Consider the following 16465-nt stretch of genomic DNA (forward strand, 5'->3'; position numbering starts at 1 on the left):
GTGCGGACACAGCCCGGCACGAGCGCGACCGCCGACGAAGGCCCGGACGCCGTCAGCGCTGCGACACCGGCGAGATCACCAGCTCGTCGATGCGGACGTGGGCGGGCGAGTCGAGGACGAACTCGACCGCGCGGGCCACGTCGTCCGGCGAGAGCATCGCCGCGCGCGCGAGGTCGTCCGGCACCTGCGGCCGGTGGCGGAGGAAGTCCGTCGCGACGTCGCCGGGGCAGAGGTGGCAGGCGCGGATCCCGGAGGCGGCCTCCTGTGCGTTCAGAGTGCGGGCGATCTCGGCCAGCGCCTTCTTGCTCGCGCTGTAGCCGACCCCCGCGATCGGGGCGAACGCCCAGGCCGAGTAGGAGGAGACGAGCATCACCGCGCCGGCGTGCGCCCTCAGCTCGGGCAGCGCCGCGTCGATGACGCCCACGGGCCCCAGCAGGTTGGTGCGCACGATCTCCTCGAGCTCGCTCAGCCGCTGGTCCCCCCAGGTCCGCCGCGGGGAGTTGAGCCCGGCCGCGAGGACCAGCGCGTCGATCCGGCCGGTCGCCGCCAGCACCGCGTCCCGGGCAGCGGGCACCGCCTCCCGGTCGCTCACGTCGAGGGGGACGACGAGGGCGTCCCCGCCGGCACTGCCGATCCGCTCGGCGACGGCGTCGAGGCGCTCGCGGGACCTCCCGCTGAGTGCCACCGTCCAGCCCGACGCCGCCAGGCGCTCGGCCGACGCGGCCCCGATCCCGGAGCCGGCTCCCGTGATCCAGGCGACTCTGCGAGCGACTTCGGTGTCCATGGGGCGTCCCTTCGATGCTACGGTGACGATCGATTAATCATACTAATAGGAGGCTGCCGTGCTCATCGATCTCACCGGTCTGGTCGTCGTGGTCACCGGCGGCGGGCGCGGCATCGGCCGCGCGATCGTCGACCGCTTCCTCGCGGAGGGCGCGAGGGTCGCCGCCCTCGACCTGGCCTTCCCCTCCCCCTCGGGCGACGCGCAGCAGCTGGTCTGCGACGTCACGGATCCGGCGTCCGTGCGGTCGGCGATCGACGCGGTGGTCGAGCGGTTCGGCCACGTCGACGTCCTGGTCAACAACGCCGGCATCAACGTCGAGGGCACCATCGAGACCCTCGATCCGTCGCGCTGGGACGCCGCGTTCGACGTGAACGTCCGCGGCACCTTCCTCGTCTCGCAGTCCGTCGTCCCGGTGATGAAGGCGCGCGGCGGCGGTCGCATCATCAACGCCGCCTCGTTCGCCGCGATCGTCCCGAGCATCGGCGCCGCCGCCTACGGAGCCTCGAAGGCGGCCGTCGTGCAGTTCACCCGGGTCCTCGCCGGCGAGCTCGGGCCGTGGGGCATCACCGTCAACGCCTACGCGCCGGGGATGATCCCCACCGCGATGAACGGCTTCGCGGACATGCCGGAGGCGGCGAAGGCGCGGCTCCTCGACACGCTGAGCCTGCGCCGCTGGGGCACGCCCGACGACATCGCCGACCTGCTCTGCTTCCTCTCCAGCGACGCCGCGAGCTACATCACCGGCACGCTCGTCGACGTCAGCGGCGGCAAGCTCGCCACGCAGATCCCCAGTCGCGCGTACGAGGGCCTCGCACCCGCGGAGTGATCGAGTCTGGCGCCTGAGGGCACCCCTGCCAGCCTCGGCTCAGGCCGTCCCTCGGCCGGTCGACGTCGCCCGGATCTCCTCGGCGGTGTCGCGGACGAGCGTGCGCGCCGCGCTCTCCGCGAGATCGGCGTCCCCGTCGGCGATCGCCGCCGCGAGCCGCCGATGCTGGTCGACCGCACGATCGGTCGCGGCGGTGAAGGTCGGAACGCCGCTGCCGTACCTGCTGTCCAGCGCCGCGGCGATGGTGCCGAGCAGCTGGGCGAGCACCGCGTTGCCCGACCCCTCGACCAGGATCCGGTGGAAGCTCTGATCGGCGCTCGTGAATCGGGGCAGCGATCGCGCCTCGGCCGCGAGGGCCAGCTCCGCCGCCGCGGCCGACAGCTCCTGCTGCCGGGCGGTCCGGCCGCTCGCCGCGAAGAGCCGGGCCGCGGCCGGCTCGACCGCCTCGCGCAGCAGGAGGAGCTCCTGCAGCTGCGTCTCGCTCGCCGGCCCGGCCGCCCGCCACTGGATCACGTCGGGATCGAGGAGGTTCCACGAGCTCTCCGGCTGGACCTGCGTCCCCGCGCGCGGCCTGGCCCGGATCATCCCCCGCGCCTCGAGAGCCCGGAAGGCCTCGCGCACCACGGTCCGCGACACGTCGTGGCGGCGGCCGATCTCCTCGGGCACGATCTGTGAGTCCGCCGGTCGGACCCCCGAGGCGATCTCGCGGCCGAGCCCCTCGGCGACGCGGCGCTGGAGGCGCGTTCCGGCGCCGAGGCTTGGGGCGCCGCGGGCGGAGGGAGCGGGCATGATGCCGCTCACGATACCCGCGGCGCCGGGACCCCCGCCTCAGTCGAAGACCGTGACCGTCAGCGACTCGATCGCCGCGCGCCCGCCCGCCGCGAAGACCGAGACGCCGAGGTCCTCCTCACCAGGGAAGATCTGCTCGGTCAGCACGAGCGCGCCGTCGGCCGCGAACACCTCGATCGACGAGGCGTCGACCCAGATCGACAGGGCGACCGTCTCGCCTCCTGCGAGCGGCGCCCGCGAGCACGACGCGAACGAGGGCGAGAAGCCGGTGCTGCCCGACGCCCCCCGGTCGACCGTCAGCTCCGCGCCGTCCCACGCGACCACTGTCGCCGCGCTGACTCCCTCGCGCAACCGCAGACCGACGGCGCGCGCCGAGCCGAGCCGCAGCACCGCGTCGATCCGGCAGCAGTCGGTCGCGACCGGCAGAGCGAGACGCCCGTCGACAGGCTCGTCCCGCCGCTCGAGCACGGCGCGACCGCCCCACGGCCCCCCGGCGACGCTCTGCCGCAGCACCCTGTCGGCGTTCAGCGACAGCCGGCGCGGCAGCGTCATGCTGCCCCGCCACGGCCCGGTCGGCACCTGGGCCGCGTAGTCCCAGTTGCTCATCCAGCCGAGCATCACCCGCTCGCCACCGGGCGCGGAGTCGAAGGTCACGCCCGCGTAGAAGTCGCGGCCGCGGTCGAGCCAGCCCCAGCGCTCGGCGGTGAACGCGATGCCGTCGAAGTCGCCGACGAAGTACTGCTGCCCCGACCCGCCCGCCGGCCCACCCGGGTTGAGCGACACGGTGAGCACCCAGCGCCCGTCGAGCTCGAAGAGGTCCGGGCACTCCCAGATCCCCTCCACCGCGCCCGCGGGCCCGAAGACCGAGAGCGGCCGCCAGTCGTGCAGATCGTCGGAGGCGAAGAGGTGCACCTCGCGGTGCTGCGCCTCCACCGCGATCATCACCCAGCGGTCGGCGTGCCGGAACACCTTCGGGTCGCGGAAGTCGGACGTCCCGCGGTCGAGCACGACGCCCTGCTTCGTCCATGAGTAGCCGTCCGGGCTCCAGGCCAGCGCCTGCGCCTGCCCTCGCGACGAGTCCAGCGTGTAGAGCGCGACGAGGACCCCGGCGCCGAAGCCCGCGCTCCCGGTCACGTCGACGACCACCGAGCCCGAGAAGATGGCCTCGTCCTCGCCGTGCAGCAGCGCGACGGAGTGCTCCTCCCAGGTCACGAGGTCGGCGCTGGAGGCATGGCCCCAGCTCATGTCGCCCCAGTCGCTGCCGTTCGGGTTGTGCTGGAAGTAGAGGTGCCAGCGCCCGCCGAAGAACACGAGCCCGTTGGGGTCGTTCAGCCAGTTGCGCTCCGGAGTGAAGTGCAGGCGGGGCCGCTGGACGACCGCGGCGGTCATCCCTTGACTCCCGTCGACGCGATCGAGTTGACGAAGGAGCGCTGGAAGGCGATGAACAGCGCGACCACCGGCAGCGTGATCATCGAGCAGTACGCCATGATCTGGCCCCAGGACACGTTGAGCTGGAAGAAGTACTGCACCCCGAGCATCACCGGCCGCAGCTCCTCGGTCTGCACCACCATCAGCGGCCAGAGGTAGGAGTTCCACGCCGGCAGGAAGGTCAGGATCGCGACGGTCGCGACGGCCGGGCCGGCCAGCGGCATGACCACCTTGCGGTAGATGGTGAACCAGCCCGCACCGTCCATCCGGGCCGCCTCGTCGAGCTCCTTCGGGATCGACTCGAAGTACTGGTGGAACAGGTAGATCGAGAAGGCGTTCACGATGAACGGGATGATCTGCACCTGGTAGGTGTCCAGCCAGCCCTTCGAGAAGAAGACGCCGAACTGGTCGACACCGAAGTTCGGAAGCTGGTTCACCCACCACACCAGCGGCAGGGCGAGGGTCTCGAACGGGATGATCAGCGTCGCGATGACGACGGTGAGGATGATCCCCTTGCCGGGCACTCGCATCCGGGAGAGGGCGAACGCGGCGAGGCTGTTGATCACGACCCCGAGGACGACCGTGACCGTGGAGACGCCGATCGAGTTGATCAGGAAGCGCGCGGCCGGCACGCGGTCGAAGACCGCGCCGTAGTTGTCGAAGGAGAGGTTGCCGACCGGCAGGAACGCCGCGATCGAGCTCAGGTCGCCGAAGATCTGGCGGTCGGGCTTGAGCGAGGAGACCAGCATGAACAGCAGCGGGAAGGTGAAGACGACCGCGAGCGCGATGCGGGCCGCCCAGCCGTACCAGCCGATCGGGGAGCGCTGCGGCCGCGGTGCGCGCGCGGCGCGGGGGCGGATCAGAGGCTTGGGGATGGCCATGGTTCACGCCTTCTCTCGGGTCAGGTACCGCTGGACGCCCGAGATGACGAGCACGATCGCGAAGAACACGAGCGAGATCGCGGAGGCGTAGCCCGTCTCCTGCTGCCGGAATCCGGATTCGACGGCCTCGTAGACGACCGTGGTGGTCGAGTCGAGCGGGCCGCCCTGGGTCATCACGCTGACCTGGGTGAACAGGCCGAGGGCCGCGATGGTGATGGTGACGAGGATGAGGCTGCGCGTCGCGCGCAGTCCCGGCCAGGTGATGTAGCGGAACTTCTGCCAGGTCGACGTGCCGTCGATGTCCGCCGCCTCGTACAGCTCGGCGGGGATGGTCTGCAGACCGGACAGCCAGATGATCATGTGGAAGCCGACCCCCTGCCAGACCGACATCAGGATGATCGCCGGCATCGAGGTCGCCGGGTCGCCGAGCCAGTCCGGGCCCTGCACGAGCCCGAAGGTGACGTTGCGGAGGATCACGTTCAGCAGGCCGTCCTGCTGGTACATGAACGCCCAGAGCAACGACACGACCACCATCGAGGTGACGACCGGGAGGAAGTAGACGGTGCGGAAGAACGTCGTGCCGCGGATCCGCGTGTTGATGAGGATCGCCATCACCAGGGCCAGACCGGCCTGGAGCGGCACGACGACGATCGCGAAGTAGCCGACGTTCAGCAGCGCGCGGCCGAAGGACGCGTCCTGGAAGAGGCGGAGGAAGTTGTCCAGCCCCGAGAACTCGGCCGGGTAGGGCGAGATCAAGCGCGCGTTCGTGAAGGCCAGCCCGAACGCCAGGACGGCGGGGACGAGGACGAACAGCGCGAGGAGGACGAGAGCGGGCGCGACCATCGCGAGGCCGGCGAGGCGCTCCTGGCGGTGGCTGCGGTCGTGCCGTCGGCGGGGCCGGTGCGGCAGAGCGGCGAGGGTCTCGACGGCGACGCCCTCGGGGGGCGCGATCGTCGGCGATTGGGTCGAGGTCATCATCGTCTCCAGATCCGGGGGGAGGGCCCTGCGCGAGCCCTCCCCCGAGGACTACTTCTGCGAGTAGCCGTCGTTCGTCGCGATGTTGGCGTCGATGCTCTTCACCGCGGCGTCGAGCACCTGCTGCGGGTCGCCGCCGTCGATGATGTCCGAGACCACGCTGCCGAACTCGGTCGCGATGAACGGGTAGGCCGGGGTCTCGGGCCGGAGCACCGCGTACTTCTCGGAGTACTCGCGGAAGGTCGCGAGGTCGCCGCCCTCCTCGAAGCCGTCGACGAGTGCCGCCGCCTCGGTGGAGGCGGGGATGGTGCCGGTCGCCTCGGCCACGGCCGCGACGTTCTCCGGCTGCAGCGAGAAGGCGAGGTAGTCCATCGCGGCCGCCGTGTCGGCGCAACCCGTGGTCACGCCCCACTGCCACGATCCGCCGCCGATCTTCGGGCCCTCGCCGAGGTCGACGCTCGGCAGGGCGAGCAGGTCGTCGCCGACCACGTCCTTGGTGGTCTGGTAGGTCCAGCTGCCCGAGTAGACGATCGCGGACTCGCCGTTCTGGAAGTCGAGCGCGGCGTCCTCCCCGCCCTTCTTGGCGGCGTAGCCCTCGGTGAACAGGCCCTGGAACCACTCGGCCCACTCGAGCGCGGCCGGGCCGTTGAGCACGCCGTCGGCGCTCTGGTAGCCGTCGCGGTCGACCAGGTCGCCGCCCGCCGACTGCAGGAACGGCGAGTAGGCGTAGGGCAGCCACTCGCCGGTGCCCGCGGTGCCGAGGTCGAGCGGATGCTCCCACTCCCCGGTCGCCTTCAGCGTGGCGAGGGCGGCCGAGAACTCGTCCTTCGTCCAGGGCTCGTCCACGGTCGGGATGCGGATGCCGTTGGCCTCGAGCACCGACTGACGGGCGAGCATCGTGAGCGCGACGTCGTAGTAGCCGATGGAGTAGGTCTCGTCGTTCCAGACGCCCTTGACGGAGGGCAGGAAGGCGTCGAGGTCGACCCCGTCGAGCTCCAGCGGCGTGAGGTACTGCGCCCAGGCCCAGTTGGGCACGTTCGGTCCGTCGATGTCGACGAGGCAGGGCAGCTTGCCGGCCGCGGCGGCGGCGACCACGGAGTCGTTGTACGAGTCCTGCGGGAAGGCCTGGACCTTCACGGTGGTCGCGTCCTGGCTGGCGTTGTAGTCGTCGACGATCTTCTCGATCGCGGCCAGCTCGGTCGGGTTGCCGGCGTTGTGGGTCCAGAGGGTGAGCTGGCCGCCGCGGCCGTCCCCTCCCCCTCCGCTGCCGGAGGAGCAGGCGGCGAGGCCGAGGGTCAGGGCGCCGACGGCGACCGTCGCGGCGGCGGTGCGCCAGAGCGGGCGGCGGGTGTGCGAGAGCTTCACGGGTTCTCCTTCGAACGGGCGGTGCGCTGTGGGGGTCGCGGGGATCAGCTGCGATCCTCCGCTAAAAGCATTTAGCGGGATGAAGCTAACACCTGCGCCGCGGCCCGGGCAAGCGAATCCGCTAAATTGATTCAGCACCCGTGATCGAGCGGAAGTCGACAGCTGTCGGAGTCCCTACACTGGACCCACCAGCGAGAGGAGCTGCCGATGGCCAAGCGGCCCACGCTCGCCGATGTCGCCGCCCGGTCGGGACTCTCCAAGACCGCGGTGAGCCTCATCCTCAACGAGCGCCCGGGCTCGCGACTGTCGGCGGAGGCGGTCGAGAAGGTGCGCACCGCAGCGGCCGACCTCGGCTACCGGCCGAACCCCGCCGCCCAGAGCCTGCGGATGGGGAAGACCCGCACGATCGGCTTCGTCTCCGACGAGGTGACGATCACCCGCTTCGCCTCGGCGATGATCCGCGGCGTGCTCGACACCGCCGACCAGCACGAGCACACGGTGCTGATCTCCGAGACGGGCCGCGAGTCCAAGCGCACGGCGTCCGCCCTCGACGCGATGCTCGACCGTCGCGCCGACGGCATCATCTTCGGCCTGATGGGCGCGAAGCAGATCGACGTCCCGCCCGTCTCGCCGGAGGTCCCGGTCGTGCTGCTCAACGCGAGCAGCGACACCGGCGAGTCGACGGTCCTGCCCGACGAGGAGACCGCCGGTCACGCCATCGGCCGCGTCCTGCTCGACCACGGGCACCGCCGCGTCGCGCTGCTCGGCGACTGGCCGAGTGCCATGGTCGATCCGCGCGTCTCGGCGACGGTGGCGCTGCGCTTCGCCGGCCTCGACCGCGCCTTCGCCGAGTTTGGCGCGGCCCCCGTCTACCGGGGCACGATCGTGCCGTGGGAGCCGGCGCCCGCGTACGAGGCGGCGGTCGCCCTGCTCGACAGCGGAGTGGAGTTCACGGCCGCCATCTGCCTCAACGACCGCATCGCCTTCGCCCTCTACCAGGCACTGCAGGAGCGCGGCCTGCGCATCCCCGACGACGTCTCGGTCGTCTCCTTCGACGACGACGAGATCGCCGACTACCTGCGCCCCGGCCTCACGACGGCCCGCATCCCCTACGAGCAGATGGGCCGCGACGCGGTCGAGATACTGCTCGGCGGCGGCGTGCCGCAGCACCGGCTGGTGCCGATGCCTCTCATCGAGCGCCAGTCGGTCCGCGCCGTCCCCTGATGACCTCCCACTCGCCGACCCGTCGACCTCCGGCTCGCGACACCGTCTCCGGCTCGCAGAACTCGACGTCTCCCGCGGGCCCGACGCGTTCCGACGAGCCCGACCCGCCCAGCCGCACGAGCCGCTGGACGGGTCCTACCGAGAGCAGGCGATGTACGGCAGCGTGATGCGGATGTCGTCGTTCGCGTCGGTCCTCCAGAGTCTGCGCGCCGGGACGATGAAGTGCCAGGTGAGCTGGACGATTCCCGTGGTCTTCGCCACCCAGAGGGAGGAGTAGTCGACGAAGGAGAAGTCCGTGGTCAGCTGCACGGTGCCGTACTGGGTCGTGTCGGTGCTGTAGTCGGGCGAGACGGCCGCACCGTCGATCTCGAGTCGTGCGTACTGCGCACCGCGAGTCCTCGGGTCGCGGGTCTGCCCGTGCTCGCCGCCGGCCCGATAGAGGAAGTTGTAGGTGGTCCCCGCGACGACCGGCAGCGCGGCCCGGAACCAGACCTCCAGGTTGAGCCCCTCGAAGGACGCCGCATCGTCCGCCTGCTGGAGGAAGTAGACGTCGCCGTCCTTCTCCTCGATGCCGGACGCCCCCTGGTAGGCGTAGCCGTTGTCGGTGCGCCGCCACTGCGAGGGGTCGGTGACCGTCGGGCAGGGGGCAGGAGACGCCGCGGCCGCCGGGGCCGCCGTCGCCAGGGCGATGACGGGCAGCGTCCAGACGCCTCCGGCGACGAGTGCCCGTCGTCCCACTGCACGCGCACCGTCGGAGGCCGTTGCGCGAGTGTCGTCGTCGTGCGCCATGAGTGCGTCTCCCGGGGTGTCGAGGGGCGACCGCTGTCGCGGTCCGCCTCGGCGCCGGTCCGGTCTCCGTCTCGGCGCGCCTGCCGACCAGCGTGCTGCCCTCGCGCCGCACCTGCGAAATCCCGGGCGGCCGAAGCACAACGATGACGCGTTCACGTCAGCCCTGACGGAATCGGCACCCACCGACGCCCCGAGCGGCTGCGCCGTCTCATGCTGGTCGAGCAGCCCCGCAGGGGCGTATCGAGACCCACCGTCCGCAGCCGGGCGGGTCTGCAGACTCAGCGTCCTGACGGTGGTGGATCTCGATACGCCCGCTCCGCGCGCTACTCGATCAACATGCGACGGACCCGTCCACGTGATCGAGCAGCCCGCCCAGCGGTCCGCTCCATGCCGGCCGAGCAGCCCGCGCAGCGGGTCCTTCCACGCGATCGACCGGCCCGCGCAGCGGTCCGCTCCATGCTGGTCGAGTAGCCGCCTCCGGCGGCGTCTCGAGACCCGCCCCACCCCCTACTCCGGCATCGAGAAGTCCGCGAAGTCGAAGCCCGGCGACACCAGGCAGCTCACCACCGCGTCCCCCACCGACGGCAGCGTCCGCTGCCACACGTCGGCCGGCACCAGCGCCTGCACCGGCAGCCCCTCGAACGCGGAGCCGAGCACGACCGTTTCGCCGTCCTCCGGCTCCTCGCCGAGCCCGCCGTACTGCAGCGCCACGCGGCCGGGCCCGTTCCAGATCCACGTCTCCGCCGACGACACCCGGTGCCAGGCCGACGCCTCGCCCGCCGGCAGCAGGAAGACGATCAGCGTCGCCGCCGGCCGCTCCCGCACCGAGCCGTCCGCGCCGACGAGCGTCAGCCGCTCCGGCGACTCCCACGTCCGCCGATACCAGCCGCCCTCGGGATGCGGCTCCAGCCCCATCGTCTCGGCGAGCGCCGGCCGCCGCACCCGCTCGAGCACCCGCCCGTCGACGCTCAGCCGGTCGACGAACCCGCTCACCTCCGCGCCTGCCATCGGACCTCCCCGGAGATGATCGTGGCGAGGGCGGTCCCCTCGCCGGCCTCGACGACGGCGGCGAGCACGTCGTCGGAAGAAGAACCGGACACCTCGAGCACCGCGAGGTCGGCGAGCGCTCCCGGCACCAGCGTGCCGAAGGACTCCGCCGCCCCCATCGCCACCGCGCCGCCGAGCGTCGCCGCCGCGAGCAGCCGCGCGTGCAGATCGCGCCCCGCGTACCCTTGCGCCCGCGCGATCCGGTACAGCTCGGCCACGTCCCCGAGCAGGTCCAGCGACGGCGTCGACGACAGCGAGTCCGTCCCGACCGCGATCGCGTTCCCCTCGCGCAGGTAGTCCGCGACCGGCGCCTCGTCGAGCCCGATCACCGCGTTCGAGCGCGGACACAGCGCCACAGAGGTCCCGGTGCGCCGCAGCGTCGCGCGATCGTCCGCGTCCACGTAGATCCCGTGCGCGATGTGCACGTCGTCGCCGAGCGCACCGATCGTCTCCGCGTACGCCACCGGCCGCAGCGCGCTGCCGCCGTTGCGCAGCAGGTGGAAGCCGTCGTAGCCCCAGCGGCGCCACTGCTCCGCCAGGTCGCCGCGGCCGTGCATCGTGTACTCCGCCTCCCACGCCGACTCGGCCAGGTGCAGGTGCCGGCGCACGCCGAGCTCCTGCGAGAGCCCGGTCAGGTCGCTCAGCACCGGGGTGTCCAGGGAGTACGGGGCGTGCGGCGAGAGTCCGATGCGCGTCACGCCGGAGGTGCGCACCAGCTCGGCGGTGATCGCGCGCCCGCTGCCGCGCCAGTCGTCCTCGAGGAGGCTCATCAGCTCCCAGTAGGCGATCCCGTGCACCCGGCCGTCCTCGAGCACGCGCAGCGCGTCGAGGTCGGTGACGATGTCGGCGATCGCCGTCGTGCCGGTCGAGACCGCGATCTCCAGTCCGGCGGCCGCCGAGGCGCCCCAGTCGTGCGGTTGCTCGTAGACCTCCTGGAAGGCGCGCGACCAGTCCTCGAAGCCGGCGTACCGGCCCTGGCCGACCGCGGACATGCAGGTGTACTGCAGGTGCGAGTGCGCGTTGACGAGGCCCGGCACTATCGCGCCCGGCCACTCCCGCACCGCCGACGACTCGTCGCGGAGCCCCTCCAGCACCTCGTCCCGCGCCCCGACCGCGACGATCCGCTCGCCGCGCACGGCGACCGCCCCGTCCCGCACCGGCGCACCCGCCACGGGCAGCACCCACGGCGCACTGTGCACGGTGAGCACCGACGTCGAGCTCCCGGCGCTCTCGCGGCCGAGCGACACCGCGCCGCTCACGGGATCCACGCCGACGGCATCAGTCCCGAGAGACTCGCCGTGCTCGCCGCGACCGCCAGCAGCACCGCGCCGCCCGTCACCGCCCAGTCGAGCGGCGTGTACCGGATCTCCCGCAGCCAGGTGCGCTTGCGCGTCCCGAAGCCGCGCAGGTCGAGGGCGTCCACCGTGTCCTCCGCGTCCACGAACGACGTGATGGTGACCGGCACCATCAGCGGCGCCACCTCACGCAGGCGCCGGATCGGATTGCGGGTCTGCGTCCGCTCGTAGCCGCGCAGCCGCTGGGCCGCGGCCGTCTCCTGCAGGTTCGAGGCCGCGCTGGGCAGGAACTTGAAGGTCAGGTCGATCCCGTAGGCGAAGCGCGCCGGTACCCCGAGCCGCGCGAACGCGACCGCGAGGTCTCCCGGACGGATCGCGAACGCGAGCGGGAACCCGACCGCGACCAGCGCGAGGAAGCGCAGCAGCAGGTTGACCGCGTACGACACCGCCCCCTCCGTGATCGCCAGCCCGACGACCGGCACCGTGAACAGCGTCGCGCCGGCCTCCGGCTCGCCGCTGCCGGTCGCGCCGACGATGAGCCCGTTGATCCCCGCGAAGACCAGCACGAACACGGCCACGACGGCCCAGTTCGAGCGCACCTCGCGGAACGGGATCCGCGCGCTGAAGTAGTACGCGAAGGCGACCACGGCGAGCGCCGCCATCCAGCGCAGATCGCGCACCTGGCTGGCCGTGACGACGAACATCACCGGCACCAGGATCAGCACGCGCGGATCCCGGCGGCCGAGGAAGGAGTCACCGCCGAGGTATCGAGGCGAGACCTCCATCCCGGGCGCCCGTCAGCGTCCCGCGAGGTTCTGCAGCGGCTTCCAGACCCGGTCGAGCACGGGCACCAGGATCACCGCGGTGATGCCGGTGGCGAGGATCGCCAGGAGGTAGGAGCCGAAGAACCAGTACTGGAAGGTCTGGCCGAGGAACAGGAAGTCGGTGGCGGTGAAGAGCAGCCCGACGACGACCGCGGCGACCGCGATGGCGGCGGCCCAGACGAGCTGGCGGCCGGTGGTGCGCGGCTCCTTGGCGTAGTAGCCGATCAGTCCGGCGAGCAGGCCGACGAGGCCGTTCGCGATGCTCCAGTTCCAGTAGGTGAGGAAGCCGTAGCCCATGATCTGGTCGACGATCGCGTTGCCGACGGCGCCGGTGAAGAAGCCGGCGACCGGTCCGAAGCGCAGGCCCACGAAGGGGATGATCGCGATCGCGGGGCGGATCGAGATCATCGTCCCGGGGATCACGAAGCTCAGGGCGCCGAGCGCGCCGTAGAGGGCGGCGCCGACGGCGCCGAAGACGATCGTGCGGGAGGAGACGGCCCAGGGGCCGGTCTTCGCGGCGGTGGAGGTGGTGGCGGTCACGGGTGTGTCCTTTCGAGGGAGGGAGAGGAGCTGCGGGGATCGGCGGTGCGTCCGGCGTGGGGGGTGCTGCCGGAGTCCTGCTGCGCACGGCGGAGGCGCCGGGCGAGGTCGAGCGGGCGCGGGAGGCGGCCGCTCGCGGGTCCGTGGTGCCGGGCGGCGCGCACGAAGTCGGTCTCGCGCAGCACCGCGCGGGAGTGGCCGGGGTCGATGCCCGGGCCGTGCCAGAGCGCCGTGTCGTGCACGACCTCGGCGGGGCTGGCGTCGGCGACGATCCCGCCGCCGTCGACGACCACCACGCGGTCGGCGCGGGCGAGGGCCATGTCGACGTCGTGGGTGATGAAGTACACGCTGTCGATCCCGCCGATCGCCCAGACCGCGTCGAGGAAGTGGCGGGAGGAGCGCTCGTCCTGCCCCGCCGTCGGCTCGTCGAGGATCAGCGTCCGCGGCCGCAGCGTGAGGGCGAGCGCGACGGCGAGCCGGCGCTGCTGCCCGAAGGAGAGCGTCCGCGGCGGCCGCTGCAGGATCCCCGGCACGTCGTCGAGCGACACGGCGCGCAGCGCAGCGTCGGCGATCGCGGGGATCTCCTCCGCCGGCACCCCGAGGTTGCGCGGCCCGAAGGCCAGCTCCGCCTCGACCGTCTCGCTGAAGAGCGCCTGGCCGGGGTTCTGGAAGAGGTAGCCGCAGGTCGAGACGAGCTCGGCCGCGGTCAGCTCGTGCACCGGCCGGTCGTCCAGCAGCACGCGTCCGCGCGTCGGCGCGACCAGACCGACGGCCGCGCGCATCAGCGTCGACTTGCCGGCGCCGTTGCGGCCGAGGATCGCCACCCTCTCCCCCGCGTGGAAGCGCCGATCCACGGCGGCCACGATCGTCCGCGCGCCGTAGCCGAGCTCGGCGCCGTCGAAGTGCAGGCGGGCAGCACCGGCCGGGGCCGGACGCGCCTCCTCCTCGGGCGACTCCTCTCCCGCGGCGCCGGCGAGCAGCGCCTCGAACGGAAGCTTCACCGACTCGGGCGACGCGACCTCGAGGAACCCGGCGACGTCGCCCGAGTAGACGACGCGCCCCTCCTCCAGGTACACGACGCGGTCCGGCTCGAGCGCGAGCACCTCGTCGACGCGGTGCTCGACGATCACGGCCGCCCCGCCGCCGTCGACGTACGCGCGCACCGCCCGCAGCAGCACGTCCGCCGCGTCGGGATCGAGGTTGGCGAGCGGCTCGTCGATGACGATCACCCGCGGGTCGAGCACCAGGATCCCCGCGAAGGCGACGAGCTGCAGCTGCCCGCCGGAGAGCTCGTGCGGCGGCGTCGAGAGCAGCGCGGTCAGCCCGAGCCGCTCGGCGACCCGGTGCGCGCGCTCGCGGATCTCGGCGGGAGGCGTCCCGCGGTTCTCCAGCCCGAAGGCGATCTCGGCGAGCACGCTGTGCCCGACCACCTGCTTGCCCGGGTCCTGCAGCAGCGTGCCGACGACCTCCGAGATGTCGCGCAGGGCCAGCGGAGTCGCGTCCCGCCCCTCGACCTCGATCCGCCCGGTCACCTCGGCGCGGTAGGAGCGCGGAACCAGTCCGTTCAGCACCCGCAGCAGCGTGCTCTTGCCGCAGCCGGACGGGCCCGCGACCAGCACGACCTCGCCGCTCGACACCGAGAAGCTCGCGTCCACCAGCGAGGGCTGCTCCGCATTGCGGTAGGTCACTCCGACGCCGTCCAGGCGCAACAGCTCGGTCACGAGCGCGCTCCGTCCCGCTGCGGCGCGGCCCGGCGGCCGGTCGAGGCCCAACTGCCGAGGAAGTCGCGCTGGGCGCTGCTCGGCGCGTCGATCCGCAGCCCGAGCGCGTCGAGCTTGGCGCGCGCGACCCGGTCGTCGACCTCGGGCGGGAGCAGGTGCACAGCCGGAGCGAGGCTCCCCGCCTCCCGCGCGAGCAGGTCGACGGCGGCCACCTGGACGCCGAAGGACAGGTCCATGATCTCGATCGGGTTCCCCTCACCGGCGGTGCAGTTGATGCAGCCGCCGTCGTCGAGCACCACGATCGAACGGCCGTTGGGCAGCGTGAAGCTCTCGAGCGCGTGGCCGATGCTCTGCCGGGTCGCGCCCGCGGCGAGCGCCGCGTCGATCGCGATCTCCTGCGCGACACCGCCTGAGACGGCCACGGCCGCCCCCTCCGGCAGGGCGAGCAGGTGCTCCACGTCGACGGTGTGCGCGATGCCCGTCGCCGAGATCAGCAGGTCGGCGCTGCCGGCCGCCGACTCCAGGGCGTCGACGTCGTAGCCGGCGAAGACCGCCTCGAGTGCGCGGACCGGGTCGACCTCCGCGATCGTCACGCGGGCGCCGAGCGCGCGGGCGTGCTGGGCGACCCCGCGGCCGACCGGTCCGAAGCCGGCGACGACGACGTGCGCGCGGTCGAGCGGAGTCGCGAGCAGGTCGAGCATGGTCAGCAGCGTCGACTGCCCCGTGCCGTGCCGGTTGTCGAAGAGGGTCTTGCAGCGCGCGTCGTTGACCGCGAGCACCGGGATCCGCAGCGCGCCCTCGCGCTCCATCACCCGGAGCGGGCGCAGGCCGCTCGTGGTCTCCTCCGTCGCGCCGCGCAGGGTCTCGAAGACCGCGGGCCGGTCGGTGTGCGCGAGCCGGGTCACCGACGAGCCGTCGTCGACCAGGATGTCCGGCCGCCGGTCGAGCAGCCCGAGCGCGAACGCCCGGTCGTCGGCGGCGCTCGCGTCCGAGCGGGCGAAGACCGCGATCCCCGCGTGCTGCAGGGCGGCCGCGGTGTCGTCGTGGGTGTTGGAGGCGCCGCACATCACGCTGACGTCCGCGCCGGCCGCCGCCAGCTCGAGCGCGAGCGTCGCCGTCTTGGGCTCGAGCACGAGCACCAGCCCGATCCGCAGGCCCCGCACGGTGCCGCTCTCGCGCAGCTGTCCGGCGATCCCGCGGGTCACCGGCATGAAGCGCGCGGCCCAGTCGATCTTGTCCTGCCCCTGCCGCCAGAGCGAGGGGTCCCGGATCGGCGCGGTCATCGGAGCAGCTCCAGCGCCAGGGCGCGATCGGCGCGCTCGTGCAGGTCGGGCGACGGGTCCTGCTCACGGGCGGCCTCGACAGCGGCCGCGAAGCGCGCGGACAGCTGCTCGCGCGTGCGGCGGACCGAGCCGTCGGCGACGTCGCGCGCCACGAGGAGGAAGAGCTCGCGCCCGGCGTCCGCGATCCGGTCGATCCCGGGGCGGCCGGAGGAGGGGTCGGTGGCCGCGGCGACCGCCGGGCGCTCCTCCGCCGCGTCGACCAGGAGCAGCGGACCGCCGGTGCCGAGCAGCGCCGCGGTGACCGGCGACCGGAGCTCGCCCGTTGCGAACGCGATCGTCGCATCCCGCAGGTCCGCCGAGTCCGCCGTCTGCACCGTCAGCCCGAGCTGGGCGATCTCGACCAGCGCGACCGGGTCGTCGCCGACGACGATCACGCGAGCGCCCATCGCGGCGGTCCTGGTCGCCAGCTCGATGGCGAGCGGCCCGGTCCCGAGCACGGCGACCCGGGTGTGCGCGAAGGAGAGGTTGGAGGCCGCGGCGACCGCGCGGAGCACGGCCTGTGCCCACGCGGTGCGGGTCAGCGCTCGGACGACCCGGGAGTCACCGGACGCATCGGCCGCCGTCGCGGGCAGCGCGGCGCGGCGCAACGGGGTGAGGGTGGCGTGCATGACGCTCCAGGGGAGTCGGCGGTTCT

General features: G+C 72.7%; 16 protein-coding genes. 2 read left to right on the forward strand and 14 right to left on the reverse strand.

The features are described from left to right. Positions 1-52: 52 nt before the first annotated feature. Positions 53-784 (reverse strand): SDR family NAD(P)-dependent oxidoreductase, encoded by a 732-nt coding sequence (locus EDF35_RS06620; RefSeq protein WP_133961275.1) that lies wholly within the window; start codon positions 782-784, stop codon positions 53-55. A gap of 58 nt (positions 785-842) precedes the next feature. On the opposite strand from EDF35_RS06620, the gene EDF35_RS06625 reads away from it, so the two are divergent. Continuing rightward, positions 843-1610 carry an SDR family NAD(P)-dependent oxidoreductase gene (locus EDF35_RS06625; protein ID WP_133961277.1) on the forward strand — a complete coding sequence of 256 codons (768 nt, stop codon included), beginning with the start codon at positions 843-845 and terminating at the stop codon, positions 1608-1610. A 39-nt stretch (positions 1611-1649) separates the two neighbouring features. Here EDF35_RS06625 and EDF35_RS06630 read toward each other — a convergent pair whose 3' ends face one another. From EDF35_RS06630 to EDF35_RS06650, 5 genes are all read right to left on the reverse strand, one after another. Next, positions 1650-2399, reverse strand: coding sequence for an FCD domain-containing protein (locus EDF35_RS06630; RefSeq protein ID WP_133961279.1), 750 nt, complete (start codon positions 2397-2399; stop codon positions 1650-1652). A 39-nt stretch (positions 2400-2438) separates the two neighbouring features. Then, the gene (locus EDF35_RS06635; protein ID WP_133961281.1) at positions 2439-3788 is read right to left on the reverse strand and encodes a glycoside hydrolase family 32 protein; all 1350 of its coding nucleotides are present in this window, start codon (positions 3786-3788) and stop codon (positions 2439-2441) included. Further along, complete coding sequence (locus EDF35_RS06640; RefSeq protein ID WP_243839891.1) at positions 3785-4576, reverse strand: carbohydrate ABC transporter permease; 792 nt, start codon at positions 4574-4576, stop codon at positions 3785-3787. The genes EDF35_RS06635 and EDF35_RS06640 overlap by 4 nt, the downstream gene beginning before the upstream one ends. 135 nt (positions 4577-4711) lie before the next feature. After that, positions 4712-5683, reverse strand: coding sequence for a sugar ABC transporter permease (locus tag EDF35_RS06645; RefSeq protein ID WP_133961285.1), 972 nt, complete (start codon positions 5681-5683; stop codon positions 4712-4714). A gap of 51 nt (positions 5684-5734) precedes the next feature. Then, positions 5735-7048: an extracellular solute-binding protein gene (locus EDF35_RS06650; protein ID WP_133961287.1), complete on the reverse strand. Its 1314-nt coding sequence runs from the start codon at positions 7046-7048 to the stop codon at positions 5735-5737. Positions 7049-7255: 207 nt separating this feature from the next. Here EDF35_RS06650 and EDF35_RS06655 point away from each other — a divergent pair, with 207 nt between their 5' ends. Next, a complete protein-coding gene (locus EDF35_RS06655) occupies positions 7256-8272 on the forward strand; it encodes a LacI family DNA-binding transcriptional regulator (protein WP_133961289.1) in 1017 nt (338 codons plus the stop codon). Between the two features lie 135 nt (positions 8273-8407). Here EDF35_RS06655 and EDF35_RS06660 read toward each other — a convergent pair whose 3' ends face one another. The 8 genes from EDF35_RS06660 to EDF35_RS06695 all read right to left on the reverse strand — a co-directional run bounded on the left by EDF35_RS06660 (position 8408) and on the right by EDF35_RS06695 (position 16439). Beyond that, a complete protein-coding gene (locus tag EDF35_RS06660) occupies positions 8408-9010 on the reverse strand; it encodes a hypothetical protein (RefSeq protein WP_133961291.1) in 603 nt (200 codons plus the stop codon). A 558-nt stretch (positions 9011-9568) separates the two neighbouring features. Further along, a complete protein-coding gene (locus tag EDF35_RS06665; protein ID WP_243839863.1) occupies positions 9569-10054 on the reverse strand; it encodes a cupin domain-containing protein in 486 nt (161 codons plus the stop codon). After that, positions 10051-11376 carry an amidohydrolase family protein gene (locus EDF35_RS06670; RefSeq protein ID WP_347876894.1) on the reverse strand — a complete coding sequence of 442 codons (1326 nt, stop codon included), beginning with the start codon at positions 11374-11376 and terminating at the stop codon, positions 10051-10053. Before EDF35_RS06670 ends, EDF35_RS06665 begins: the two co-directional genes overlap by 4 nt. Further along, positions 11364-12188, reverse strand: coding sequence for an energy-coupling factor transporter transmembrane component T (locus tag EDF35_RS06675; RefSeq protein WP_133961295.1), 825 nt, complete (start codon positions 12186-12188; stop codon positions 11364-11366). The genes EDF35_RS06670 and EDF35_RS06675 overlap by 13 nt, the downstream gene beginning before the upstream one ends. A 12-nt stretch (positions 12189-12200) precedes the next feature. Next, on the reverse strand, positions 12201-12767 hold the full coding sequence (locus tag EDF35_RS20725) for an ECF transporter S component (protein WP_123447291.1): 567 nt from the start codon (positions 12765-12767) through the stop codon (positions 12201-12203). Further along, entirely contained in the window at positions 12764-14488 is a 1725-nt protein-coding gene (locus EDF35_RS06685; RefSeq protein ID WP_166674031.1) for an ABC transporter ATP-binding protein, read from the reverse strand. Before EDF35_RS06685 ends, EDF35_RS20725 begins: the two co-directional genes overlap by 4 nt. Then, positions 14485-15771 carry an adenosylhomocysteinase gene (locus EDF35_RS06690; RefSeq protein ID WP_133961299.1) on the reverse strand — a complete coding sequence of 429 codons (1287 nt, stop codon included), beginning with the start codon at positions 15769-15771 and terminating at the stop codon, positions 14485-14487. The genes EDF35_RS06685 and EDF35_RS06690 overlap by 4 nt, the downstream gene beginning before the upstream one ends. Then, the gene (locus EDF35_RS06695; RefSeq protein ID WP_133961301.1) at positions 15768-16439 is read right to left on the reverse strand and encodes a hypothetical protein; all 672 of its coding nucleotides are present in this window, start codon (positions 16437-16439) and stop codon (positions 15768-15770) included. The genes EDF35_RS06690 and EDF35_RS06695 overlap by 4 nt, the downstream gene beginning before the upstream one ends. Positions 16440-16465 lie beyond the last annotated feature (26 nt).

This window comes from Rathayibacter sp. PhB151 (genome assembly GCF_004366415.1).
Taxonomy (GTDB): Bacteria; Actinomycetota; Actinomycetes; order Actinomycetales; family Microbacteriaceae; genus Rathayibacter; species Rathayibacter festucae.

Excerpts from the sequence above, each read along its gene's own strand:
- EDF35_RS06695 (WP_133961301.1), bottom strand. The coding sequence starts at position 16,439 with ATGCACGCCACCCTCACCCCGTTGCGCCGCGCCGCGCTGCCCGCGACG.
- EDF35_RS06620 (WP_133961275.1), bottom strand. The coding sequence starts at position 784 with ATGGACACCGAAGTCGCTCGCAGAGTCGCCTGGATCACGGGAGCCGGC.
- EDF35_RS06655 (WP_133961289.1), top strand. The coding sequence starts at position 7,256 with ATGGCCAAGCGGCCCACGCTCGCCGATGTCGCCGCCCGGTCGGGACTC.
- EDF35_RS06675 (WP_133961295.1), bottom strand. The coding sequence starts at position 12,188 with ATGGAGGTCTCGCCTCGATACCTCGGCGGTGACTCCTTCCTCGGCCGC.
- EDF35_RS06640 (WP_243839891.1), bottom strand. The coding sequence starts at position 4,576 with ATGCTGGTCTCCTCGCTCAAGCCCGACCGCCAGATCTTCGGCGACCTG.
- EDF35_RS06630 (WP_133961279.1), bottom strand. The coding sequence starts at position 2,399 with ATGCCCGCTCCCTCCGCCCGCGGCGCCCCAAGCCTCGGCGCCGGAACG.
- EDF35_RS06690 (WP_133961299.1), bottom strand. The coding sequence starts at position 15,771 with ATGACCGCGCCGATCCGGGACCCCTCGCTCTGGCGGCAGGGGCAGGAC.
- EDF35_RS06645 (WP_133961285.1), bottom strand. The coding sequence starts at position 5,683 with ATGACCTCGACCCAATCGCCGACGATCGCGCCCCCCGAGGGCGTCGCC.
- EDF35_RS06635 (WP_133961281.1), bottom strand. The coding sequence starts at position 3,788 with ATGACCGCCGCGGTCGTCCAGCGGCCCCGCCTGCACTTCACTCCGGAG.